Source organism: Streptomyces brevispora (genome assembly GCF_007829885.1).
GTDB classification, from domain to species: Bacteria; Actinomycetota; Actinomycetes; order Streptomycetales; family Streptomycetaceae; genus Streptomyces; species Streptomyces brevispora.
Genome location: NZ_VIWW01000001.1, coordinates 3,018,796 through 3,037,895, shown reverse-complemented (window position 1 = coordinate 3,037,895; position 19,100 = coordinate 3,018,796). Strand labels below are relative to the sequence as shown.

General features: G+C 68.7%; 20 protein-coding genes, 2 tRNA genes and 1 pseudogene. 15 read left to right on the top strand and 8 right to left on the bottom strand.

Annotated features, from left to right (window positions below; translation table 11 throughout):
• Positions 1–25 precede the first annotated feature (25 nt).
• Positions 26–634, top strand: coding sequence for a DUF3566 domain-containing protein (locus tag FHX80_RS14055; RefSeq protein WP_145764508.1), 609 nt, complete (start codon positions 26–28; stop codon positions 632–634).
• Between the two features lie 70 nt (positions 635–704).
• A tRNA-Ile gene (locus tag FHX80_RS14050) sits at positions 705–781 on the top strand.
• Between the two features lie 55 nt (positions 782–836).
• Here the strand turns inward: FHX80_RS14050 and FHX80_RS14045 are convergent.
• Positions 837–1,271: pseudogene (locus FHX80_RS14045) on the bottom strand (tyrosine-type recombinase/integrase); the annotation flags it as partial.
• Between the two features lie 267 nt (positions 1,272–1,538).
• Here FHX80_RS14045 and FHX80_RS14040 point away from each other — a divergent pair.
• Positions 1,539–2,009, top strand: a complete 471-nt coding sequence (locus FHX80_RS14040; protein WP_145764507.1) for a hypothetical protein — start codon at positions 1,539–1,541, stop codon at positions 2,007–2,009.
• 655 nt (positions 2,010–2,664) lie between these two features.
• Here the strand turns inward: FHX80_RS14040 and FHX80_RS14035 are convergent.
• A complete protein-coding gene (locus FHX80_RS14035) occupies positions 2,665–3,036 on the bottom strand; it encodes a DUF6344 domain-containing protein (RefSeq protein WP_145764506.1) in 372 nt (123 codons plus the stop codon).
• A gap of 373 nt (positions 3,037–3,409) precedes the next feature.
• On the opposite strand from FHX80_RS14035, the gene FHX80_RS35680 reads away from it, so the two are divergent.
• On the top strand, positions 3,410–3,544 hold the full coding sequence (locus tag FHX80_RS35680) for a DLW-39 family protein (protein ID WP_003958712.1): 135 nt from the start codon (positions 3,410–3,412) through the stop codon (positions 3,542–3,544).
• A gap of 296 nt (positions 3,545–3,840) precedes the next feature.
• Here FHX80_RS35680 and FHX80_RS35180 read toward each other — a convergent pair whose 3' ends face one another.
• Positions 3,841–4,107, bottom strand: coding sequence for a hypothetical protein (locus tag FHX80_RS35180; protein WP_208764653.1), 267 nt, complete (start codon positions 4,105–4,107; stop codon positions 3,841–3,843).
• Positions 4,108–4,352: 245 nt separating this feature from the next.
• Between FHX80_RS35180 and FHX80_RS35175 the strand changes: the two genes are divergently transcribed.
• The gene (locus tag FHX80_RS35175; RefSeq protein WP_208764652.1) at positions 4,353–4,757 is read left to right on the top strand and encodes a hypothetical protein; all 405 of its coding nucleotides are present in this window, start codon (positions 4,353–4,355) and stop codon (positions 4,755–4,757) included.
• Positions 4,758–4,773: 16 nt separating this feature from the next.
• Positions 4,774–6,138, top strand: a complete 1,365-nt coding sequence (locus tag FHX80_RS14020) for a hypothetical protein (RefSeq protein ID WP_208764651.1) — start codon at positions 4,774–4,776, stop codon at positions 6,136–6,138.
• Positions 6,139–6,211: 73 nt separating this feature from the next.
• Here FHX80_RS14020 and FHX80_RS14015 read toward each other — a convergent pair whose 3' ends face one another.
• On the bottom strand, positions 6,212–7,669 hold the full coding sequence (locus tag FHX80_RS14015) for a serine/threonine protein kinase (protein WP_145764504.1): 1,458 nt from the start codon (positions 7,667–7,669) through the stop codon (positions 6,212–6,214).
• A 111-nt stretch (positions 7,670–7,780) separates the two neighbouring features.
• Positions 7,781–8,329 carry a helix-turn-helix domain-containing protein gene (locus FHX80_RS14010; protein WP_145764503.1) on the bottom strand — a complete coding sequence of 183 codons (549 nt, stop codon included), beginning with the start codon at positions 8,327–8,329 and terminating at the stop codon, positions 7,781–7,783.
• 169 nt (positions 8,330–8,498) lie between these two features.
• Here FHX80_RS14010 and FHX80_RS14005 point away from each other — a divergent pair.
• Positions 8,499–8,571: transfer RNA gene (locus FHX80_RS14005), tRNA-Ala, on the top strand.
• Between the two features lie 512 nt (positions 8,572–9,083).
• Here FHX80_RS14005 and FHX80_RS34705 read toward each other — a convergent pair.
• Positions 9,084–9,641 carry a hypothetical protein gene (locus FHX80_RS34705; protein WP_167523533.1) on the bottom strand — a complete coding sequence of 186 codons (558 nt, stop codon included), beginning with the start codon at positions 9,639–9,641 and terminating at the stop codon, positions 9,084–9,086.
• 459 nt (positions 9,642–10,100) lie between these two features.
• Here FHX80_RS34705 and FHX80_RS13990 point away from each other — a divergent pair, with 459 nt between their 5' ends.
• Complete coding sequence (locus FHX80_RS13990; RefSeq protein ID WP_145764501.1) at positions 10,101–11,642, top strand: UvrD-helicase domain-containing protein; 1,542 nt, start codon at positions 10,101–10,103, stop codon at positions 11,640–11,642.
• Between the two features lie 201 nt (positions 11,643–11,843).
• Here the strand turns inward: FHX80_RS13990 and FHX80_RS13985 are convergent, their stop codons facing one another.
• Positions 11,844–12,569, bottom strand: coding sequence for a DUF5324 family protein (locus FHX80_RS13985; protein ID WP_145764500.1), 726 nt, complete (start codon positions 12,567–12,569; stop codon positions 11,844–11,846).
• Between the two features lie 372 nt (positions 12,570–12,941).
• Between FHX80_RS13985 and FHX80_RS13980 the strand changes: the two genes are divergently transcribed.
• Together FHX80_RS13980 and FHX80_RS13975 are read left to right on the top strand one after the other, a co-directional pair.
• Positions 12,942–13,469, top strand: a complete 528-nt coding sequence (locus FHX80_RS13980; protein WP_145764499.1) for a peptidylprolyl isomerase — start codon at positions 12,942–12,944, stop codon at positions 13,467–13,469.
• 156 nt (positions 13,470–13,625) lie between these two features.
• The gene (locus FHX80_RS13975) at positions 13,626–14,525 is read left to right on the top strand and encodes a rhomboid family intramembrane serine protease (RefSeq protein WP_145767285.1); all 900 of its coding nucleotides are present in this window, start codon (positions 13,626–13,628) and stop codon (positions 14,523–14,525) included.
• A 298-nt stretch (positions 14,526–14,823) separates the two neighbouring features.
• Here FHX80_RS13975 and crgA read toward each other — a convergent pair whose 3' ends face one another.
• Positions 14,824–15,078, bottom strand: a complete 255-nt coding sequence (crgA, locus tag FHX80_RS13970) for a cell division protein CrgA (protein ID WP_145764498.1) — start codon at positions 15,076–15,078, stop codon at positions 14,824–14,826.
• A gap of 143 nt (positions 15,079–15,221) precedes the next feature.
• On the opposite strand from crgA, the gene FHX80_RS13965 reads away from it, so the two are divergent.
• The 5 genes from FHX80_RS13965 to FHX80_RS13945 are packed head-to-tail and all read left to right on the top strand — an operon-like array spanning position 15,222 to position 19,092.
• Positions 15,222–15,989, top strand: a complete 768-nt coding sequence (locus FHX80_RS13965) for a DUF881 domain-containing protein (protein WP_145764497.1) — start codon at positions 15,222–15,224, stop codon at positions 15,987–15,989.
• Positions 15,990–16,014: 25 nt separating this feature from the next.
• Complete coding sequence (locus tag FHX80_RS13960) at positions 16,015–16,758, top strand: class E sortase (RefSeq protein WP_145764496.1); 744 nt, start codon at positions 16,015–16,017, stop codon at positions 16,756–16,758.
• A 56-nt stretch (positions 16,759–16,814) separates the two neighbouring features.
• A complete protein-coding gene (locus tag FHX80_RS13955) occupies positions 16,815–16,997 on the top strand; it encodes a hypothetical protein (protein ID WP_145764495.1) in 183 nt (60 codons plus the stop codon).
• Entirely contained in the window at positions 16,994–17,632 is a 639-nt protein-coding gene (locus FHX80_RS13950; RefSeq protein ID WP_145764494.1) for an aminodeoxychorismate/anthranilate synthase component II, read from the top strand. Before FHX80_RS13955 ends, FHX80_RS13950 begins: the two co-directional genes overlap by 4 nt.
• On the top strand, positions 17,629–19,092 hold the full coding sequence (locus FHX80_RS13945; RefSeq protein ID WP_145764493.1) for a class E sortase: 1,464 nt from the start codon (positions 17,629–17,631) through the stop codon (positions 19,090–19,092). The genes FHX80_RS13950 and FHX80_RS13945 overlap by 4 nt, the downstream gene beginning before the upstream one ends.
• The last annotated feature ends 8 nt before the right edge of the window (positions 19,093–19,100 follow it).

Here is a 19,100-nt window from a genome sequence, read left to right as displayed (position 1 = left end):
TGCCACGGACTCCCAAGGGGGCACTGTGACGGATACCCGGGGTCCTCAACCCCAGTACGAGGGTTACGCAGCCGGGCCGTTGCCCGGCGAGCGGGAACCCGCACCGGGCCAGGCGGGGCCGTACCACCCGCCGCAGGCCTACCCCTCGCCTCCGGGCGGGACACAGGGTGGCCGGCCCCACGGGGCCCAGCAGGGCTCCGCGCCGGGCGTGGGCACTGCACAGGCGTCCCGTAAACCGCGGACGGGGGCGCGGACCACTCCGCGTACCCGTAAGGCGCGTCTGCGGGTGGCCAAGGCCGATCCGTGGTCGGTGATGAAGGTCAGCTTCCTGCTGTCCATCGCGCTCGGCATCTGCACGGTGGTGGCGTCGGCGGTCCTGTGGATGGTGATGGACGCCATGGGCGTCTTCGACACCGTGGGCGGCACGATCAGCGAGGCAACCGGCTCGAACGAGGGCAACGGCTTCGATCTGCAGGCGTTCCTGTCGCTGCCGCGGGTCCTCGTCTTCACCTCGGTCATCGCGGTGATCGATGTGGTGCTGGCGACCGCACTGGCCACGCTGGGTGCCTTCATCTACAACTTGTCGGCCGGCTTCGTGGGCGGTGTCGAGCTCACGCTGGCCGAGGACGAGTAGCCGCGAGGGCATCGATTTTGGGACTGGCCACGACGTGCGCTAATCTTCAGAAGTCAGCGCACAGCGCGGCGGGGCTATAGCTCAGTTGGTTAGAGCGCATCCCTGATAAGGATGAGGCCACAGGTTCAAATCCTGTTAGCCCCACCAGTCCAAAGGCCCCCCACCGGCAACGGTGGGGGGCCTTTGACATCTACGGCTGACATCAGCCGATCAATGGATCTTCCAGCAGTTCGGCGAGCAGCGTCACGGCTTCCCGCTCTCCGTCGCCCACTACGTGGGTGTGGACGTCCATGGTCATGCTGATCTGGCTGTGCCGGAGGATCGCTTGGGCGACCTTGGGGTGCACCTTGAGGAAGGCCAGCAGGGTGCCGCAGGTGTGGCGAGCCAGGCGCACGGTGATCCGGCGGACGCCGGCGCGCTTCACCAGGGCGTTGAAGCTGCGGGAGAAGCCCACAGGGTCGATCAGGCCGCCGCGCTCGGAAGAGAAGATCAGCTCTTCCCCCGGCTTCTGGTGCCACTGGTCCCCCACGATCTTCCGTTCCAGGTCTTGCAGCGTCCGGCGCTCCTCCAGGGCGCGGGCGCAGAACTCAGGCAGCGGCAGCACCGCGTGGGAGGACTCGGTCTTGAGGTCTTTGATGGGAGGGGCGCCGTTCGCGGGTGCCGGCGGATTCGTGGTGAGCGTTGTGGGCTCCCATGCCGACCACCTTCGACCCAGGCAGAGCCGAGCAGTCGCGGCCCAGGGCGTCAAGGTCGTTCGTACAGTGGCGCGCTCCACCTTGACGCCCTGAACCACGACCGCTCCACGGTGTGTGGGTCGAAGGCGGACGGGATGGGAGCTGGGGTGAGTGGTGAGTGAGGCTATCGGTACCGTGCAGCTCTCGGAGCGGACGACGACAGGGACAACATGGGCGAGAACGCACCGCATCAAGACTTCCGGGTCGGCGACGTCCTGCGTGTGAGCTGCCCGCAGACGCAGGGTCGAGTGGCCGAAGTGTCTCGTTTCTATGCCTCGGTCGAGTGGCCATGGGCCGAGATCGATCCGGAATCTCAGGTCAGGTGGAATGGCCGGAGAGCCTTCGCGGTGTCGGCCGACTCCTCGGAATGGACCATGAGCCTGTTCAAGACCAACCCTGAGCCGTGGAACCTGCACGTTGGTGACAGCTGCCTCGTGGGCATACCTGAGACGCTGGTGCGGATCATTGATATCGGCCGCTACGACCCTCCACAGGATGTGGGCTGGCTTCCCCGCCCACACACGATGCTGGTCGTAGTGCCTGCCGACTACCCCGACGAGGCTCTCTCCGAGGACGAAGGAGACACGATCGACCTTGACTCAGCGGCCCCGCTGACCATCGAGCTGGTGTCCCGGAGCTGACCCAAACTGTCTTCATGTCAAGGGCGCCTGGATCGTCTGACACCAACGCCTGACACCAACAAGCGCGTACGGCGCCGACCAACGCCGAACCTCAGCGGCAGCCGGACCAGGGTCCAGCGGACGTTCATCGCGGTCGACAGACCACCTCGATCGACCTGATAAGGATGAGGCCACAGGTTCAAATCCTGTTAGCCCCACAGTGACAACAGAAGGCCCGGTCTCTCTTCGGAGAGACCGGGCCTTCTGCGTTTGCGGAGTGGGACGGGGTGGGGGATTGGGTGGGGGTTCGGGGAGCTCCCGTCCGTGAACTTCGGTTCCGGCGCCTGGCGTCCGTGCCCGGCGTCCAGCGTTCAGTGCCTGGTGCCTGGTGCCTGGCGCCCATGTTCAGTGCCTGGCGCCGCTGCCTGGTGTCTGGCGTCTGGTGTGTGCCGCTCTGGCTCCCGGCGTCCGGTCACCCGGTCACTTCGGTCGCTTCAGCCGCTTCGGTCGCTTCGGTCGCTTCGGTCACTTCGTCAGGCGCCCGGTCACTCCGGCCGCTCCGGTGGCGGGTTCGGGCCGATGTGGTGCTGTGGCGGGTGCGCCGTGGTGGGCGCACGGAGAAGCCCCCGTCCGGTGTGAACCGGCCCAGGGGCTCTGGAGGTCAGGTGCGCCGCTCTCAGGGTGGCAGCAGGGATGCGTCGCCCGCCGGGGCACCGTGTGAGGCGCGGGCGGTGCTGGTGGTGTTCGCGGTGTCCGTCGTGTCTGCGGACAGATGGCGGGTGGCGGGTGAGGAGCCGTGCGCCTCGGCGCGGATGCGCTGCTTCATCGTGGGTGGCAGCGCCCGGTCGCGCGGAAGGGTCCATCGCACCGACGGAGTGGTCGCGGTTGCCGCGGTCGCACCCGTGTGCTCGTGGTTCGTGGCCGCCGGCTCCGTGACCGTGGCTTCCGTGGCCGAGGCGGTGGAGCCTGCGAGGCCCAGTGCGGCGAGAAGTGCGAAGAACGCGGTGATGAAGGCGGTCCAGATGTTCTTGGCCTTGTAGGTGCTCATGGCCCCTCACTTTCGGTGGTCCGGTTTGCTTACCTTTCTGATGATGTGGATCCGGCTCGCGAATTCACGGACCGACGCTGCCGATGTGCCGATGTTCGGATGAACACCACTCGTATGGTGCAACCGGTCCGGATCGGCCGCGCGCGGTGCCTCTCAGGGGCCTCTCCGGGCCCTCTCCGGTGTTCGCTCCGGGGGCGGTGGCGGGAGTCGTCGCGGGGTGGTGACGGGTCGGTGGTGGGGGCGGCCCGATCCTCCGACGATCGCTTTTCCATAGGCCCCAGTTGGGTTGCGGGGAGGTCACCGGTCGATATCGGCCGGTGTGTATAGTCGGGCGGCAGAAGTCCCCTACGCCAAGGAAAGACGAGGTCGCGCGGTGAAGAAGCTTCTCCTGGTCGCACTGGCCGCCATCGGCGGGCTCCTCGTGTACCGCCAGATCCAGGCGGATCGCGCCGAGCAGGATCTGTGGACGGAGGCGACTGACTCCGTGCCCGCAGGTTCGGGTGTGTGAGGCAGAACAGTCTGTTGCGGGCCCCGGTCGCTTGAGCGGCCGGGGCCTCGTGCTGTTGCGGGACCGTGGCACCTGTGCCCTTGAGTTCGCTTGTGCACATCAAGAGCTTGCTTGAGCAAAGCGGCTGGGAGTTTCGGTCGAGGGCCACGGATGAGGGCACACCGTCATCACCGAGGGGCACGGGCGGCGACATCGATCAGCGTCGGCGGGGCGCTGTACCCCTGGTGGCAAGCGCGCAGCTGGCTGTGGCGGTGCCCGGGGAGGCTCCCGCCGCTTCGTGGGCACGAGAAGCGGTACTACGCGGTTGATCTGGACGCCCTGTCCACCGTGGACCTCGCGGCGGTGGTGCGGCGGCCGGGGGCGGCCGTCGACACGTTCGACGCGCTGAGCGCCAGGATCGAGTACGAGGAGCACGGCTCCTGCGGGGCGGACACCCAGCGCTTCCGCCAGAAGGCGGGCGTGGCCCCGCTGGCATCGGCGGTCGCCCGTATCCGCTCCGAGGGCGGCACCCGCGACTGCGATCGTGCGGGCCGGTACCGGTTGGTGGTGGAGCGGGAGAGCAAGAAGGGCTCCGCTGCCGCGCGCCGGCCGCTGGAGCTCCTGTACGGGTCGGACGCCGCTGGCGAGGGGCGTGGCCACCGCCCGGTCCCAGGCGGAGTACGGCCGGTGGCAAGGAGGCCACGCTGCCGGTGGGCGATCCCCGCGACGCCCGGCGCGGCACCGGCTTCAACGATGCCAGGGAGATCGGGCAGGGCGTGTGGCGCGACCGGATCCTGCCGTCCCGAACGCTGGTACAAGGTTCCGGCGGGTGCGCTACGACGTGGAGTTCGCGAACGAGCCCACGGTGGACCGCACCTCCACCACGTACTCCTACGGGGCGACCCGGCTCTGCACACCGGCCCGCTACCCGCTCACCGGCAGCGGTGAGTTCACCTCGGCCACGATGTACAACGGCCGCCCTTCGGCCCTACGGATGGGCGGAGTTCCGGTCTCCTGGACCAACCGCCACGAGGGCCGGAACAATGTGCGGCCGGTGCATGCCGGGGGCGGTTTCTGCACAAGAAGGGCGATCCGACGGCGTCCGGAGACAGCGGTGGTGCCGGAGAGGCAGGATGGACCGGCATCGCGGCTGCCGCCGGGGCTGCCGTCATGGCTGTGCTGGTCGCCGTGTTCGTATGTGTACGCAACCGCCGCGGGGCAGCCGCACGGATGACGAGGGGAAGCGCGTGATGAGGCAGCGCAGCAGGGGCCGGGCGACGCTGGCCGTGGTCGCGGCGATGTGCGCGGTGGCGGCGCTGCCGGGACAGGCGTACGGAGCCGGTGAGTCCACCACGTACATCTTCGCTCCGCAGGCGAAGGCGGTGAACGGTGCTGCGGTCAATACCGAAGCGGCGGAGCTCAAGACCGGTTCGGTCTACCGGAGTTCGATCAAGTTCGGTGAGAAGCTCTACTACCGGCTGAACCTGGACGAGACGACGAACGCGTACGTCTCGGCCGTCGTCGTGCCCAAGAGGGGCGACAAGGTCGCCTACGGGGACGGCATCACGATCAGCATCAGGGACCAGTCGAACCTGGAATGCGGCTCGCAGAACGCCCGGTTCCAGTCCGCCGAGTACCCGCGTCCCATCGCCGCGTACGCCTACCGGAACGTGAAGAAGGACAGCAGCATCTGCAAGGATCCCGGTGCGTACAACGTCCTGATCGAGCGGGAGAGCAAGGACACCTCGGGGCGCGGGGACTGGGAGCTGGAAATCCGGTACGTGTCTGAGCCGCAGCTCGCGAAGGGTGCGTCGACGGGGACCGAGGCGCCGGACGAGTGGCCGTCCGCATCGCCGACCCCGCCCACCGCGGCCAGCGACAACCGACGGCACGGCGGCAGCGGTTACTACGACGCGACGAGCCTGACAACCGGTGAGTGGAAGGACGAGGTCGAGCCCGGACAGACCCTCTTCTACCGGGTTCCGGTGGACTGGGGGCAGCAGATCTTCGCCACCGCGGGTCTCGGCAACAGCACCCTCCCGGACGAGAACGAGTACATCAGCAGCGCGCTCGCGATGTCTCTGGACAACCCGGCGCAAGGCCATGTGGACGCCGCGTCCCCCATGTCCTACTCGGGCAAACCGGCCTCCGTGTCGCTGGATCCGGTGCCTCCGGTGGCGTACCGGAACAGGTTCGCCTCCGCCACGGGCGTCAGCGCGATGCGCTTCGCCGGCTGGTACTACCTGTCCGTCACGCTGAACCCGGAGGTCGGCAAGTTCTACGGCTCCGAGCCGTTCCCGCTGACCCTCACGGTCACGGTCAAGGGGACGGCAGGGCCCACGCCGTACGAGGGCGATGCGGGCATCTTCGGCGTCACACAGGACGACCAGGACATGGCCAGGAGCGGGCAGAGCGGCGCGCAGGCCGCCGAGAGCAGGAGCAGCAGGATGAAGCTGCTCGGCGCGGCCGGCATCGGGGCGGGTGCCGTGCTGGTGCTCGGGCTCGGCGGGTGGACGCTGCTCGCACGGCGCAGGCAGGCAGCGGCCGCGACACCGGCCGGGACGGGCGACGTCGGACAGCAACAGCCGTACGGGGGGCCGCCGCAGGCCTGGTAGCCGGATGGTCCGATGGCCGGGCGTCCGGGCGCCCGTCCGGGCGGGCGGACTGCTGGACGGGAGTTTCTGTCGCTCAGGCCTGGGTCAGCGCCCAGATCCCCACGGCGAAGCAGATCAGCGCCACCAGCAGCACCGGGACCGCCACCTTCGTGGACGGTCCCGGCCGCTTGTCCGGAGCGTGCGCCGCGGTGCGCGAAGGCGGCGTTACCTGGGACGACGACGACGGCGGCTGGCCGAAGTACGGCGGAGCCCCGGCCCCGGAGACTCCCGGTCCGGCAGCGGGAACCTGCAGATGCTGAGCGGTGTAGGCACGAGTGAGAGCTTGCTCGTGCTGCAGCGCGGACGTGGGGGCCTGTGAAAGGTCCGGTGCGGCGGAAGCGGGGAAGGGGGACGCCGGGTGCGCCGGATGCTGAGTGCCGGGCGGGGTGGGAGTGCCGGGCTGCGCAGCCTGAGGCGTGGGGGCGGGGTACTGCGGGGGCGGCGGGAGGTGGAAGCTGCCCGTCTCCGACATCGAGACCGGAGGCTGCGCGTACGACTGCTGTACGGCTTGTTGGCCGGTCTGTTGGCCGGTCTGCTGTACGGCCTGTTGCGTGAGTCCCTGCGTCGCCTGTGCCTGCTGGAGATCCGGGCGGCCGGGTAGCTGGGTGGCCGGTATGGGCCCTGCGGGACCGAAGCCCTCGGGCAGCGGGCCGATCTGGTCGAAGACCTCCACCGGCTCGTCGTCGAAGCCGGGATCGGGCAGCATCTCGACCGCGGCCGTCAGCGCCTTGCGCGCGCCCGTGGCCGTACGGAAGCGGGCCTGCGGGTCCGGTTGCAGCAGCCCTGCGAGCACCTGCCAGAGCGGCTCGGGAATGCCCTGCGGAGCGCTGGGCGTGCCGTGCGAGGCGAAGTGCTCGACGAGTGCCTGCGAGTCGGGCTTCTTCCCCTGGAGCAGATACAGGGCGACCAGGCCGACCGCGAAGAGGTCCGCGGGGAAGTCCGGCTCCGAGCCCATCATCTGCTCGGGCGCGAAGTAACCCGGCGTTCCCACCACGTAGTTCGTCTCGGTGAGGCGCGGCTCGCCCTTGCGCATGGAGATACCGAAGTCGGACAGCCGCAGATGCGGCCGGCCGGTGCCGGTCGCCTCCATGAGGATGTTGGCGGGCTTGATGTCCCGGTGCACCACCCCCTCGGCGTGCACCGTCGACAGCCCGGACAACAACTGGTCGAGCAGTGTGCAGACGAACCGAGGGGGCAACGGGCCGTAGTCACCGATGACATGGGCCAGCGAACCGCCGCTGACGAGGTCCATGGTGAACAGGACCTTGTCGTCGTCGGCGGCCCAGCTGGCCGGAGCGAGCACATGCGGATGCTCGATCCGCAGTGCCTGTTCGCGGACGAAGCGCAGCAGCGTGTGTGCGTCGCTCTGCTGCAGCACCTTGGCCGCCACATAGCGGCGACGCCGGTGGTCCCAGGCACGCCAGACAGCGCCGACCCCACCACGTCCGATCGGATCGATCAGCTCGTACCGACCAGCGAAGACCTCACCCATTGCGCTGCGCTCGCTCCCCGTTCCTGCACTTGGCCCGAGCACGTGCCCGGGCCCGGATACTGCGGCTGCCGGGTCCGTACCCGGTCAAGGGCCTGCCGTTCGGATCAGGCCCTAACTCTGGTGCCCCTCGTAGTGCGCCACCGCGTCCGCGGTGCGTCCTGCCCCGTACACCCTGAGGAACTCTGCCAGCTCCGGGTGCGTCGGGGCGAGGGAGTCCGCGGCATCGATGATGTCACCGGCGGCCGCGACGGACCGGAGCAGCGACTGGATCTCGCGGACCACACGGCGCACGGTGGGTGCCCCGCCGGTCGTTGACGTCTGACCGGTATTGGTGAGCACGGAGCCGCCCTGGGACTTCTTGATCTCTTCCATGCGGTCGGCGGCCTCTCCCGCGCTGACGCTGCCGTCCGCCACCTGACTGGCCAGCTCCTGGAGTGCCTGGACGCGCTGGACGACGGCCGGATTGCCGATCTTCGCCCGCTGACCGCTCATGAGCTGGGAGAGCATGGGAGCGGAGAGTCCGAGTACTGCGGCGAGCCGGGCCTGGTTCAGGCCGAGATCATCGATCAGCCGACGGAAGAGCGCCCCCAGCGGCTCTCCGTACCAACTGCGCTGAAGATCCCTGGCTCTGGCCGTTGCCTCTTGCTGCGCTGCATCCATTGCGTCTCCCCTTCGCTGCGGCTTCGCTGCTGCGAACCACGACGAGCATCTTACGGAGCGTGGTCGTCGACCGGGAGCCCCCGTCTTTTGGAGGATTCGGCGAATCAACCGGTACTCTGGTCTGCGGCGGTGACCACGATGCCGATGCGTCGGGTGCTGCCTACTTTTCGGGGCCTTAGCTCAGTTGGTAGAGCGCTGCCTTTGCAAGGCAGATGTCAGGAGTTCGAATCTCCTAGGCTCCACATCATCAGAACCCCCTTGACCTGCGGAAACGCAGATCAAGGGGGTTCTCGCGTTCATGACGTCGGCACCGTGTCGGCAGCGGTCTGATTGGCGGTGGCTTCCATGGCGCACATCAAGACATGGGGCAAGAGCGACGGAACGGCGAGCCGCATCGTCATGTGGAGAGCCGGTGGTGCCCGCACCAGCAAGCAGGAGTCGGAGATCTTCGAGGACCCTGAATCTACGAATGTCTCGCGGCGATGCCCAGGATCTTGGCGAGACCATCCCGGAGACAGGCTTTCGGTGGGGCGAGGCGACCGCGCTTCAGCCCCGTGACCTCCCTCGGCGCAACGGCCGCCCCGCCATCCGCGTGCAGAGGGCTTGGACAGTCCGGAGCCAGTCCGACGGCACTGCTGAAGGCAGACGCCCGCCTGCCGTGCTGACGGCCGGGTCCACCGGGGGCCTTGGCGAAGCCGGAGACACCGGACCGATTCCGACGGGCCGGAGATCCCACGTGCTCGAGGCGGTGGTGTCACCACGCGTCGTGGTGGCCGATCACCCGGAAACTGGCCACGACCCCGTCGTCGACGAAGACGCTTCCTTGGCCGGTCCGGGGGGCGACACCGTGGGTGGCGCCGTAGGGGCCGACCGTGGCCACCGGAGAACCGCTGTCGCAGTTGAACCCGCGGTAGACCTCCACGGTCTCCTCGCTTTCGTTGTAGATGCTGAAGCTGGTTGAGCCCAGCCCACTGGCCGCGGCGATGCAGCCCTCCGTAGGGGCGGAATAGGTCCGGTCGTTGAAGTGGATTCGTCCCTCCTCCCCGCCGCCGTGGCCGCGGTTCTCATGGCCACGGTCCTCATGGCCGCGGTCCTCATCCTCGCTGCCCCCGGCGCTGCCGGTACCAAGGGGAGCTGCCGCAGGGGCGGCCTGCTTGACCGGCGGGGCGGCCTTTTTGGCCGCAGGGGCGGCCCTTTTGGCCGGCGGAGCGGCCTGGGGGGATTCGGTGTGTGCGGCATAGGTGATGCCGGTGGTGGCAAAGACCGCTGCGCCTACCGCGGCGGCGGACACGGCGAAGATTCGCGAGGGCATGTCACTTCTCTCTGTCTCAGAGATGTCAGCTCGACAGCCGACCTACGACGAACGTAGTTATCAGCTCTTTTGCTGTCATATCGGGACAACTGAAAGTGTGACATCAGGATGCTGATCGGGTGCAATCGTTTCCCTCGGCGCATATCCCGGCATTTCTGATGTGATGTCAAAATCGGGGTGCTGAAAGTGGTGCTGAAAGTGGTGCCGAAAGGGCCGCGCCGCCACCACCGACCCCGCGGCCTGCGACGCGGACGGTATCTGCACCATCCTCGCGCCCGTACAGGCGTAGCTCCCGCTGCTCCGGAGCGGTGCCGGGCCACGGAGTGCGACCTGGGCAGATGCTGCGCGGGGCCGTCCCGCCGTAGGCGTGGCGGCGTCGGTGATCGCCGGACACGCACAATGCCGCTGTGCCACCGTGGTGTCGCGCAATGAAGCCGCGGTCACCCCTTGAGGAGTGCGATGCCCACCCCCACCGACGAGCAGTACACGGCCGTCGAGGCCTTCCGGCGCGGAGAGCACGTCGTCCTGCAGGCGGGAGCCGGGACCGGGAAGACCACGACGCTGGCCATGCTCGCCGCGGCGACCCAAGGGCGCGGCCGCTACATCGCTTTCAACAAGGCCATCGCCGGCGACGCGGCCCGCAAGTTCCCCGGCAACGTGCTGTGCAAAACGGCGCACTCGCTCGCTTTCGGCGCCGTGGGCCGTAGCTACGCCTCGCGGATGGACGCTCCCCGGGTCCCCGGCTGGAAGACCGGTCTCCAGCTGGGCATCGCCGGCCACATGCGTGTCCGTATCGGCGAGCGGAACGTGACCAACAAGGCGCTCTCCTACACCGTGCTGCGGACCGTCACCCGGTTCTGCCAGTCCGCGGACCGCACCCTCCAGGGCCACCACGTCCCGCACCTACGCGGTATCGAAGCCGGAGATCTGCACGCCCAGCTCGTCGAAATCGTCCTGCCGTACGCGGCCAAGGCGTGGAAGGACCTGCAGAACCCTCTTGAAGGCGTGGTGCGCTTCGACCACGACCACTACCTGAAGATCTGGGCCCTGACCGATCCCGTGGTCAAGGCGGACTTCCTGCTGCTCGACGAGGCGCAGGACACCAATCCCGTCGTGGAGGGGATCTTCAACGACCAGCGTCACCACACACAGCTGGTGATGGTCGGCGATTCGGCTCAGGCCATCTACGGCTGGCGCGGGGCGCGGGACGTGATGAGTGATTTCGACGGCACTCAGCTGGCGCTCTCCCAGTCCTTCCGTTTCGGCTCGGCGCTCGCCGAGGAGGCGAACCGGTGGCTGCACATCGTCGACTCCCCGATCCGGCTCACGGGAACTCCCGCGATCAGTACGCGGCTGGAACGGGTCGAGGAGCCGGACGCGATCCTGTGCCGCTCCAACGTCGGCTCGATGCTCGAAGTGATGCGGCTGCTGGAGGGCGGCCGTCGGGTCGCCCTGGTCGGCGGGGGCGAGGCGCTGCGGGCCCTCGCACGAGCCGCCAGGGACCTCAAGGCCGGGAAGCGCAGCAGCCACCCCGAGCTGATCCTCTTCGAGTCGTGGGGCGAGCTCCAGGAGTACGCCGAGTACGACCCCTCCGGCCGTGATCTGCTGCCTCTTGTCGACCTGGTCGACGAACACGGCGTCGACGTCATCCTTGAGGCGGTCGACAAGCTGTCCGACGAACAGGGCGCGGACCTCGTGGTGTCCACCGCGCACAAGGCCAAGGGGCGCGAGTGGGCCTCTGTCCGCATCGGGGAGGACTTCACCGAACCGGCGGACCAGGAGGAGACGGACGCGGAGGGCAACCCGCTGCCCGGGGACATCGACGACGCCGAGGCCCGTCTGGCCTACGTGGCGGTCACCCGGGCCCGTCACCAGCTGGACATCGGCGGCCTGGGCTGGATCAACCAGCACCCCGACGGCAATCCGGGCGGCAATCCGGGCGGCATCCGCCCGGGGCAGGGCTCCGGACCCAAGCCGCTCTCTTCACCGTGGGACTTCTGAGCAGCACGGGTACACGTCCACGGGCACGGGTACATGCACACGGGCACGGGCACACGTCCACGGGTACACGCACACGGGCACGGGCACACTCCCACGGGTACAACGGACCGGCGCCGGAAGGCCTCATGGCCCACCGGCGCCCGTTCGCTGTCCGTTCGCTGTCCGTCCGTTGCGCCCGTGCTGCTCGGCCGTCGGCCGAGGTCAGGGGCGGTCGTCCAGGTCGGTGCCGTCCACGGCGTCCGGCCCGTCGGTCTCCGCGTCGGACTGCTCGTCCCGGGCGTCCGGGTCGAGGACCGTCGAGCCGCTTCCGTCGACCGAGGTCAGCGGGGCACGGTCGTCGACCTCGGTGGGGGCGGGCGGCTCGACCAGCCAGTCGGGGTTGGCCTGCTTGTCCCACCAGCGCCAGGCGACACAGGCACCGCCCGCCAGGATGCCGGTCACGACCAGCACCTTGAGAGCCTGGCCGGCCTTGGCCCGCCGCTCGTGCTTCCGGGCCAGTTTCCTGATCTCCTTCGCCGTGACCTGCCCGCGCAGGGCGGCCAGTGCGGCGGCGCTGCGGGAGCCGGCCTCCTCGGCGACCGGCTGGGCGACGGCCATCGCCTGCTCGAAGCGCGGGACGGTGTAGTCCGCGGCGCTCCGGGCGGCCTGCCGGGTGCGGAGCGCGGCACGCTGCGCGGCTTCGTCGACCTTGGGGGGCACGTGCGTGAGGGCGAGTTCGATACGTGGTGCTAGGTGCGCGTCGTACTGGTCGCGCGCTTGCTGAGCTGCCTTCGACATCGTCGGTGCGAGCAGCGTACGGGCCTCTTGTGCGTAGTGAACGGCTTGTTCCCTGGCCGTGTCGGCGTAGGGGGCCACCACTTCCGCGGCGTGCTGCACGCTGTCCCTCGCCGAGTCGGTTGCGGCGCGCACGCTGTCGATGCGGGTCACGGGATCCTCCTCCTTGGTGGCGGGTTGGTACTCCGCCTTTCCACCCAGTTCGAGATCATGCCTACAAGGGGCTTGTGCGGCACGCGGGGCGGGCATCCGGGTCATTCAGGTCATGAGGGACACCCTTGGGCAATGAGGTGCAAGGGGAGCCTGCTGACGACAATGCCACGGTTCGGCCCGGCACGCGCCGCTTCGTCACGCACTTGGCCGCATTCGTTCCCGCCGGACACGGCAGCGGTTGCCGAAGGCGGGGGTCCGGGAGGCGGGTGGCGGAGGGCAAACGGCCCGTGCGGCCCGGGCGGGCCGGACGCCGAGGGGTGTGGTCCGTGCGAGGATCGGTGAACGTCATCGAAGACTTACGGAAGGCAGATCGTGGCCGAGCAGCTTTACGCCACCTTGAAGACCAACCAGGGCGACATCGAGATCCGGCTCCTGCCGAACCACGCGCCCAAGACGGTCAAGAACTTCGTCGAGCTCGCCACCGGTGAGCGCGAGTGGACTCACCCCGCGACCGGCAACAAGTCCAAGGACCGGCTGTACGACGGCACCGTCTTCCACCGCGTCATCAGCGGCTTCATGATCCAGGGCGGCGATCCGCTGGGCAACGGCACGGGCGGCCCCGGGTACGAGTTCGGTGACGAGTTCCACCCCGACCTCGCCTTCACCAAGCCGTATCTGCTGGCCATGGCCAACGCCGGTCCGGGAACCAACGGCTCGCAGTTCTTCGTGACCGTGTCGCCGACCGCCTGGCTGACCGGTAAGCACACCATCTTCGGCGAGGTGGTGGACCCGGCGAGCCAGAAGGTCGTGGACACCATCGCGGCCGCGCAGACCAACGCGCGCACCGACCGTCCGGTGCAGGACGTGGTCATCGAGTCGGTCGTCGTCGAGACCCGCTGATCGCCGAACGTCGTCTTCCGGTCACGCTCTGATCGGAGCGTCCGGGAACAAACTGCCCTGCCCATCCGTACTTGATGACAGAACGGACGTGCAGGGCGGCTTCGTGTGCTCTGCCGCGATGACGAGGATCGAGGGGACCGGGAAGTGATTGGACCGATGGACCAGCAGCCGCCGGGCGAGCAGCCCCCGCCCGTCCCCGTGGAAGGCCCGGTCACCTGTTACCGGCATCCGGGCCGTGAGACATCGATCAGCTGCACCCGCTGCGACCGCCCGATCTGCCCCGACTGCATGGTCAGCGCCTCGGTCGGCTTCCAGTGCCCGGACTGCGTCCGCCAGGGATCCGGTACGGGACACAGCCCGGCCGCGAGCCGGCCGCGCACGATCGCCGGCGGCACGGTCGCGGCGGACCCCCGGCTGATCACCAAGATCCTGCTGGGGATCAATGTCGCGGTGTTCGTCGCGGTGCTGGCCAAGGGTGCGCTTCTCGACGATCTGGTGTTGCTGGGCCGGGCCCGTTTCTCCGACTACGGTCCGCTCGAGGGCGTCGCGGAAGGCCAGTGGTACCGGCTGGTGACGTCGATGTTCCTGCACCAGGAGGTGTGGCACATCGCCTTCAACATGCTGGGGCTGTGGTGGCTCGGCGGCCCGCTGGAAGCGGCCCTCGGCCGCGCCCGCTACATCACGCTCTACATGCTCTCGGGCCTGGCGGGCAGCGCCCTGACCTATTGGCTCGCCGAGCCGAACCAGCCCTCGCTGGGCGCCTCGGGCGCCATCTTCGGCCTGCTGGGTGCCACCGCGGTGCTCATGCGCCGACTGAACTACGACATGCGCCCGGTCTTCGCGCTCCTCGCGATCAACCTGGTCATCACCTTCAACCCCTGGGGCGGAATCGCCTGGCAGGCACATGTCGGCGGGCTGATCGCGGGCACGCTGATCGCGATCGGTATGGTGCACGCCCCGCGCGAGCGGCGGAACGCGGTGCAGTACGGCACCTGCGCCGTGGCCCTGGTCGTGGTGGTCCTGATCGTGGTCCTCAGAACAGCCTCACTGACGTAGGAAGCACGCCGTCAGCTCGATGTGGACCGTTTGTGATCGAAGTTGTCCACAGCGTGCACCTGATCTTGTGCATTCAGTGGGTATAACTGCGCCCCTTGTCGCTGAGCTGGCTTTTTCCAGCAGGGACAAGGGGCGTGCCGCCCCGAACAGGGGTGGATGCAGTCACACCGGCGTCAACGTTCGAGGAGTTATCCACAGATCGTCTGACCTTTTCCCCTGCCTGTGGATAACGCTGTGGGTAACTCAGGGCAAGGGTTGCGGGGCCGGTGCCCGCTGTCGTACTACGCGCTCCGCGGAGCTACTTCCACTGCGTGGAGACGCCGAAGCCGCCTGCGATGAAGCCGAAGCCGACGACGATGTTCCAGTTCCCCAGTGCCTTGATCGGCAGGTCGCCGTCGGTCACATAGAAAACGACGATCCAGGCCAGACCGATCAGGAAGAGCGCCAGCATGACCGGCGCCACCCAACTGCGGTTGGTCAGCTTTATGTTGGTTGCCTGCTTCGCCGGAGGGGGCGTGAAGTCGGCCTTCTTGCGGATACGTGACTTCGGCACGAGGAACTCTCCTGTCGATGCGCTGCGTTACCGCGCAGGGAACTGTTGGCTGACGCCGGGGCGTGGCGCGAGGGGGAAATCCTGCCTCCCCCGGGCGTCCGTTAGCGTAGTGCTTCCATGGCGCCGAAGGAGATAAGGGTACGTTGAGCAATTCTGCCGACTCTCCCCCCGGGCCGGTCCGGCGCACCCTCCGGTACCCGGTCAGAGTGCTCACCGCTGCCGTTTTCGCCCTGGCCGGCCTCATCTTCGTCACCAGCGCGAACACCGCCAAGGGCACCAACATCCGCACCGACTCCTCGCTGCTGAAGCTTTCCGACCTGATTCAGCAGCGCAGCGAGAAGAACGCGGGCCTGGAGGAATCCGCCGCATCCGTGCGCGAGGACATCGACACCCTTGCCCGGCGTGACGACGGCGGCACCAACGCGCAGGACGCCCGGCTCAAGGCGCTGGAGCGGGCCGCCGGCAGCACGAAGCTCTCCGGCCATGCCGTGTCCGTCACCCTCGACGACGCCCCGCCGAACGCCACCGCGAACCCCGGTTACCCCGATCCGCAACCCAATGACCTGGTCATTCACCAGCAGGACCTGCAGGCGGTCGTCAACGCCCTGTGGGAGGGCGGAGCCGCCGGTATCGAGGTGATGGACCAGCGGCTGATCTCCACCAGTGCGGTGCGCTGCGTCGGCAACACCCTGATCCTCCAGGGCCGGGTCTACTCGCCGCCGTACAAGATCACCGCCGTCGGTGACCCCGGAAAGCTCAAGCGGGCACTCAACGCCTCCTCGGCGATCCAGAACTACCTGCTGTACGTGAAGGCGTACGGGCTCGGCTGGAAAGTCGACGAGCGCCAGGCGGTGACTCTTCCCGGCTACTCGGGCACAGTGGATCTCCATTATGCGGAGCCGGTGAAGTAGTGAGCAGACGCGGGGAGGCCGACCGGTGTCGGTGCGACTGATCGTCAGGACGTTCAGCGAACTGTGCATCACGATCGGTGCCCTGATCGTACTGTTTGTGGTGTATGTGCTGTTCTGGACCGGAGTGAAGGCCGCCGGTGCGACCGAGGGGCAGATCGATGATCTGCAGCGCCAGTGGGCGCGGGGGACGGTGTCCGCACCCGCCCCGTCGGCATCGCGGACATCACCGTCAGCATCACCATCATCACCGAGTGCGCCGTCATCGCCGGGTCCGAAGAGCCCGGCTCCCAAGGCGTACCGCGACGGGAAGCCGTTCGCGATGCTCTACATACCCCGCTTCGGCAAGGGCTGGGAGTGGCCCGTCCTGGAGAACACCGAGGTCAAGACCTTGCAGAAGGGCCTCGGGCACTACCGCGGCACCGCCCGTCCCGGAGCGACCGGCAACTTCGCGGTGGCCGGCCACCGCCGCACCTACGGCGATCCCTTCAAGGACTTCCCCAAGCTGCGCCCCGGGGACCCGGTGCTGCTGACGGACGGGACGACGTGGTTCACGTACCGCATCGACAAGAGGCCCTACCGCACGGTGCCGAGCGATATCGGCGTCATCGACCCCGTCCCGCGCAAGTCCGGCTTCGACGGGCCCGGCCGCTATCTGACGCTGACCACCTGCGACCCCGAGTGGGGCAGCAGCCACCGCCTGATCGCCTGGGCGCACCTGGACGCGACCCAGCCCGTGACCGATGGAAGGCCGGCAGCTTTCCACAGCTGACCCACGGCCCTGCCCCGGCCCTTTAGTCTGGTCCCGTACCGAATGGAGGGGTCAGCATGTACGGCTGGATCTGGCGTCATCTGCCGGGCAACACGTGGGTGCGAGGTTTCGTCTCACTCGTGCTCGCCCTGGCGGTTGTCTACGTGCTGTTCCAGTACGTCTTCCCGTGGGCGGAGCCGCTGCTTCCGTTCGGCGATGTGACGGTCGACAGCGCGGGCCCGACGGGGGTCGTCCGATGAGTGCTCGCATCCTGGTCGTCGACAACTACGACAGCTTCGTCTTCAACCTCGTCCAGTACCTCTACCAACTGGGCGCGGAGTGCGAGGTGCTGCGCAACGACGAGGTGACCACCGCGCACGCCCAGGACGGCTTCGACGGCGTCCTGCTCTCACCGGGCCCCGGCACTCCCGAGCACGCGGGCGTCTGCGTCGAGATGGTGCGGCACTGCGCGGCGACCGGCGTCCCGGTCTTCGGGGTCTGCCTCGGGATGCAGTCGATGGCGGTGGCGTACGGCGGTGTGGTGGACCGTGCCCCCGAGCTGCTGCACGGCAAGACGTCCCCGGTGACCCACGAGGGCAAGGGCGTCTTCGCCGGTCTGCCCTCCCCCTTCATCGCGACCCGCTACCACTCGCTGGCCGCCGAACCGGACACGATTCCCGAGGAGCTGGAGGTCACCGCGCGCACGGCCGACGGCATCATCATGGGTCTGCGGCACCGGGAGTTTGCGGTCGAGGGAGTGCAGTTCCATCCGGAGTCGGTGCTCACCGAGCACGGCCATCTGATGCTGGCGAACTGGCTGGCGCAGTGCGGTGACGCCGGAGCCGTCGAGAGGTCGGCGGGGCTCGCGCCGGTGGTGGGCAAGGCCGTCGCGTGACCCCACCCCGCCACGGTCGCGACGCCGGTCAGGACGGCCCGCACGAAGAGGGGACGTACGGGGCGGCGGGCGCGTTCGAGGCGGCGGTCGGCCAGTTGGCGGACCCGTTGAACGATCCGCTGCCGGGGGAGCACGCCGCACCCTGGTTCCGGGCGGAGGACGTCTCCGCGGGGACGGCGGACGCGGGCGGCGGCGCGGCCGGCATCGGTACGCCGTCGGCGCAGGCGCCACACGGGCCGCAGGCGGCTCAGGACCCTCCGCGCGAGTGGTACGACCCCGAGGGGTTCGAACGGGACTGGTACGGCCACCAGGAGCCTGTGCGGGTGGCCCCGGCCGAAGTGCTTCCCCCCAACGACGAGACCGTCGCACTGCGGGCGCCGGACATCCGGCGAACGGTCCCCCGGGCGCGGACGGCACACCGCACGGAACCGGAACGCGGTTCGGCGGCCGAAGACGCCACGGAAGTCATGCAAGTGATGGCAGCCGTACCGTCCGGATCAGCCGCGGAACCTGTGGAATCCGCGGAAGAGGGGCCGAGGAGCACCGATGAGACCGGTGCCGGTGGCGGAAGCGGCGCGGGTCCGGGGACGGGCGCGGCCGACGCCGCGCCGAGTACCGGAGGCCGGGCCGAGCGACGCCGTGCGGCCGCCAAGGGCCACGGCCGCAGGCGTGCCGACCCGCAGCCGGGACCGGCCTCCGGGCCGGCGTCGGCCACGGCGTCCGAGCCGGCCGCCCCCGCGAAGCCGATGTCGCGCGTCGAGGCGCGACGGGCGGCGCGGGCGGCCAAGGACAGCCCGGCCGTCGTGGTCAGCCGGGTGGTCGGCGAGCTGTTCATCTCGCTGGGCGTCCTGATGCTGCTGTTCGTCACGTACCAGCTGTGGTGGACCAACGTGCGCGCCGACCAGATCGCCGGCAACGAGACGCACAAGATCCAGGACGACTGGGCCAGCGGCAAACGCGCCCCCGGTGCCTTCGAGGCCGGGCAGGGATTCGCCATCATCCACATCCCGAAACTGGACGTGGTCACCCCGATCGCCGAGGGCATCAGCAAGGACAAGGTCCTCGACCGCGGCATGGTCGGCCACTACGGCGAGACGCCGCTGCGCACGGCGATGCCGTCGGCCAAGCAGGGCAACTTCGCACTGGCCGGCCACCGCAACACCCACGGCGAGCCGTTCCGCTACATCAACCGGCTGCGCCCCGGCGACCCGATCGTGGTCGAGACGCAGGACGCCTACTACACGTACGAGATGACGAGCGTGCTGCCCCAGACCTCGCCCTCCAACGTGTCGGTGATCGGCCCGGTGCCGCCGCAGTCGGGATTCACCAAGCCTGGGCGGTACATCACCTTGACGACCTGTACACCCGAATTCACGAGTACGTACCGATTGATCGTCTGGGGCAAGATGGTCGACGAACGGCCGCGCAGCAAGGGAAAGCCCGACGCGCTCGTGGGCTGAACGGGCCG